The 4,337-nt window shown below is 72.0% G+C and carries 4 protein-coding genes; all 4 read right to left on the bottom strand.

All coding sequences use genetic code 11. The annotated features are described in order from the left end of the window. Nucleotides 1-1,000: excinuclease ABC subunit UvrC (gene uvrC / locus JHN63_RS50495; RefSeq protein WP_200691852.1), on the bottom strand; the 1,000-nt coding region annotated here is incomplete at its 3' end. Nucleotides 1,001-1,053: 53 nt separating this feature from the next. Next, nucleotides 1,054-1,725, bottom strand: coding sequence for a response regulator transcription factor (locus JHN63_RS50490; protein WP_200691851.1), 672 nt, complete (start codon nt 1,723-1,725; stop codon nt 1,054-1,056). Nucleotides 1,726-2,168: 443 nt separating this feature from the next. Beyond that, nucleotides 2,169-3,914 carry a PAS domain S-box protein gene (locus JHN63_RS50485; protein ID WP_307782192.1) on the bottom strand — a complete coding sequence of 582 codons (1,746 nt, stop codon included), beginning with the start codon at nt 3,912-3,914 and terminating at the stop codon, nt 2,169-2,171. Then, a partial coding sequence (locus JHN63_RS54540; RefSeq protein WP_307782191.1) for a nitrate- and nitrite sensing domain-containing protein occupies nt 3,872-4,337 on the bottom strand: 466 nt, incomplete at its 5' end. The genes JHN63_RS54540 and JHN63_RS50485, both read right to left, overlap by 43 nt.

The raw sequence follows: 4,337 nt of genomic DNA, 5'->3' as shown, positions 1-4,337 counted from the left end.
GGACCGGCTCCACCGGGTCGGGCAGCGCCGGGACGAGGACCTCCTTGGGGACGGCGTCGCCCTTCTCCTCGCCGTAGAGCTGCTGGAGGGCGTGCTCGACGAGGGCAGCGGTGGTGACGTCCTCGACCTTGTCGGTGACCCAGCCGCGCTGGCCGCGCACGCGTCCGCCACGGACGTGGAAGATCTGGACGGCCGCCTCCAACTCGTCCTCGGCGACCGCGATCAGGTCGGCGTCGGTCGCGTCGGCGAGGACGACCGCGCTCTTCTCCATGGCCTTCCTCAGGGCCTCGATGTCGTCGCGCAGACGGGCCGCCCGCTCGTACTCCATCTCCTCGGCCGCGTCCGTCATCGCCGTCTCCAGGCGGCGGATGTACGTGCCGGTGCGGCCGGCCATGAAGTCGCAGAACTCCTCGGCCAGTTCGCGGTGTTCTTCCTCGGTGACGCGGCCGACGCAGGGGGCGGAGCACTTGCCGATGTAGCCGAGCAGACAGGGGCGGCCGGTGCGGGTGGCGTTCTTGAAGACGCCGGCCGAGCAGGTGCGGACGGGGAACACGCGCAGCAGGAGGTCCACGGTGTCGCGGATCGCCCACGCGTGTCCGTAGGGCCCGAAGTAGCGGACGCCCTTCTTCTTGTGACCGCGCATCACCTGCACGCGCGGGTACTCCTCGTTCATCGTCACCGCGAGGTACGGGTAGCTCTTGTCGTCGCGGTACTTGACGTTGAACCGGGGGTCGTACTCCTTGATCCAGGAGTACTCCAGCTGGAGCGCCTCGACCTCCGTGGACACCACCGTCCACTCCACCGACGCGGCCGTGGTGACCATCGTGCGTGTGCGCGGGTGGAGTCCGGCCAGGTCCTGGAAGTAGTTCGCCAGGCGCTGGCGCAGGCTCTTCGCCTTTCCGACGTAGATCACCCGGCGGTGCTCGTCGCGGAATCGGTAGACCCCGGGCGAGTCCGGGATCTCTCCCGGCCTGGGGCGGTAGCTGGAGGGATCGGCCATGTTTCACACCCTACTGGCGCGGAGTGACAGCGCGGCGGGGCTGTGGACAACGCCTACCGGGACTCCAGAAACGTCAGAACGGCCAGGACCCGGCGGTGGTCGTCGGCGGCTTCCGGTAGGTGGAGTTTGCCCAGGATGCTGCGGACGTGTTTCTCGACGGTGCCCTCGGTGACCCACAGCCGGCGGCCGATGCCGGCGTTGGAGCGGCCTTCCGCCATCAGTGCCAGGACCTCGCGCTCGCGGTTGCTGAGGAAGGACAGCGGGTCGTCGCGGCGCTGCGCCGAGAACAGCTCGTGCACCAGGGAGGGGTCGACGACCGAGCCGCCCTTGTGAATGCGGTCGAGGGCCTCGACGAACTCGTCGACGACCGTGATCCGGCTCTTGAGGAGATACCCGACCTTGTGCCCGCCGGCCAGCAGCTCCAGGGCCTCCTCGACCTCGACGAACGCGGACAGCACGAGGATGCCGATGTCGGGATGGCGCTCACGGATCGTCCGGGCCGCCTTGAGTCCCTCGGTGGAGTGGTCGGGCGGCATCCTGATGTCGACGATCGCGAGGTCGGGGTGCTCGGTGTCGACCAGTTCCAGGAGCCGTACCGCGTCGCCGGCCTGGCCCGCCACCTCGTAGCCCAGGCGTTCGCACAGGCTCGCGAGACCCTCTCTGAGCAGGACGTCGTCGTCGGCGAGGACGACACGTCCCCGCGCGGTCTGCTGCCCTGCGTCCATCGTCCCGGCTCCCCTTGCCCCGCCCCGTGCGGTGCGCCACGCACAGCCTGCCGGACCGGGTCGGGTACGGCTAGCGGGTACGGGAATTGGGGGGTGGCCGTGACGACACGGGGGCGTGTCCGGGCGATTCTCGTACCAGTGCAGATGCGGGCGGACGGGTCGTCCCGGGCGAGAACCGACGGACCCCGGGCCGCAGACATCGGAAGGGCTGCGGGAGTTGCGGCGGACACGGGTGGACAGACGACGGCGGTCGGTCCGTGTCCGCCCGTGGGAGGACGACACCCGATCCCTGGAGGACCACACCTGGTACCTGAGGGAGCCCTCGCAGCACCCCTGAGCCGGACGGCTGCCTCTCCGTCCGAGAAGACCGCCCGACGCGTACGCGAGGTCACCGAGTCCATGCTTCCCCCGGCCTGGACACCCATCGCGTACGCCTCGGGCGGTCACACCTCCGTGCGGGGCAGCGGCAGTCGTACGGTGAGGGTCGTGCCCTCTCCTGGTGGGCTGGCGATCCGCAGCTTGCCGCCGATCGCCTCGACGCGGTCGACGAGGCCGATGAGCCCGGAGCCGTGCCCGAGGTCGGCGCCGCCCACTCCGTCGTCGGCGATCGTCACCTCCAGGACGTCGTCCTCGACCCACGCCGACACCGCGACGAAGCTCGCGCGCGCGTGCTTGACGGCGTTGGTGAGGCACTCGGAGGTCACGTAGTAGACGGCGACCTCGATCCGTTCCGGGAGCCGGCCGGCCGGCAGGCTCAGGTCGAGTTCCACGGGGACGGCGGAGCGGCGGGCCAGCGCGCGCAGGGCCGGGCCCAGGCCGCCCTTGGAGAGGATCGCGGGGTGGATGCCGCGCGCGACCTGCAACAGGTCGGCGAAGGCGTCGTCCAGGCCCTTGGCGATGTGGTCCAGCTGCTCGGCGAGTTCCGCCGGCTGCTCGTCCAGCATCGACTGGGCCGTTCTGAGGTCGAGTTGGAGCGAGACGAGCCGCTGCTGGACGCCGTCGTGCAGATCGCGTTCGATACGGCGTCTGGAGGCGTCCCCGGCGGCCACCACGCGCGCGCGTGACGCCGTGAGCTGGTCGCGGCTGTCGGCGTTGGCGAGGGCGGTGGCGACGAGTTCGGTGAAGTCGGCGAGCCGGGACTCGGTGTCCGGGGGCAGCGGTTCGGTTCCGGCGGCGGCCGCGACGACGGCACCCCACAGGCGGTCGTCCACGACGATGGGAACGCCCACCGAGCGGCCCACGCGCGCGGGGCGGGCGGTGCGCGCCACCTCCGCCGCGGCGGCCGTCTCGGCCTCGGCTGCGGGCCCGCGGGCGGAACCGAGGACGGTGGCGGCTCCGTCGGCGCCGTAGCGCAGGACGGCGGCGGAGCCGCTGCTCAGTACCGTGCCCACCTGGTCGGCGACTTCGGAGAACACCTCGTGCGGGGGCACCCCGCGGGCGACGAGGGTGGCGACCCGGCGCAGCGCGGTCTGTTCGCGGGCGACGCGGCGGCTCGCGGTGACGTCGCGCGCGGCGGCGTAGACGAGGCCCTCTCCGGTGACCGCGCGGGCGCTCCACTGGAGCCAGCGTTCGGTGCCGTCGTCGCGGACGAAGCGGTTCTCGAACTCGGCGAGTTCGACGCCGCTCGCCAGCCGTTCGAGGGCGGCACGCGTGCGTACCCGGTCCTCCGGGTGCACGAACTCCAGCCAGGGCCTGCCCAGGAGTGCGTCGGCGGAGTGGCCGAGGGTCCGCTCGAAGGCGGGGTTCACGCGCTTGAAGTAGCCGTCGAGCCCCGCGATGCACAGCAGGTCGAGGGAGAGGTGGAAGATGCTCGCCAGCTCCTGCTCGGCCTTGTCGCGCCGCCCCTGGGCCGCGGCGAAGGACGCCATGGTGCCGTTCATGCCGCCGAGCAGCTCCGCCCAGGTCCCCTCGAACGCGGCGACGTCCGCGCGGTGGCCGAGCCGGTTGTCGTCGATCGCCGTGTTCATGGTGGTGATCTCGCCGGCGAGCCGCTCGGTGGTCACCCGCAGTTCGCGGAACGTGTCGGCCACGGCGCCGAGTTCGTCCCGGCCCGCGTACCGGATGTCGTACGACAGAACGCCCTCGGACAGTGCCCGGGCGCCCGCGGAGACCTCGCTGAGGGGGCGGGTGATCGACAGGCGCAGGGTCAGGGCGAGGACGGTGACGGCGGCCAGCACGGCCAGTGACACGCTGAGGTCGCGTGCCTCACGCGCGCGTGCTCGGTGCCGAGGTCGCGCGCGGCGCCGCGGCCCAGTTCGGCGGCTGCCTGGTCCTGGATGACGCGCAGCGCCTCGATGCGCCGGGTGGAGGCGGTCAGCCAACTGTCGTACGTGGGCCAGGTGTTCCGCTCGGCGTGCGGGTCGGCGAGGGTCTCGCGGGTCCTGCGGACGACGAGGCCGGGGTGCTGGAGGAGGGCGACGTAGAGCCTGCCCTTCAGGGCGGCGGACGCGGTCTGGTCGAAGTCGTCCAGGAGCGCCTTCTCCAGGGCCGCCCAGCGGTCCGTGGCGATGGCGTGCGGGGCGTCGGGGGTGTCGAAGAGCACAGCCAGTTCGGTGCGTTCGCGTTCGGCGGCCTCAATGGCGTGCAGGAGCGCGATGTGGGCGTCGGCCGCC

Origin of the sequence: Streptomyces sp. MBT65, from assembly GCF_016612545.1 — a bacterium.
In the GTDB taxonomy this organism is placed as follows: domain Bacteria; phylum Actinomycetota; class Actinomycetes; order Streptomycetales; family Streptomycetaceae; genus Streptomyces.
This window is presented reverse-complemented; position numbering and strand designations above follow the sequence as displayed.

Coding starts and splice junctions, on each gene's coding strand:
- JHN63_RS50490 (WP_200691851.1), bottom strand. CDS start 1,725: ATGGACGCAGGGCAGCAGACCGCGCGGGGACGTGTCGTCCTCGCCGAC.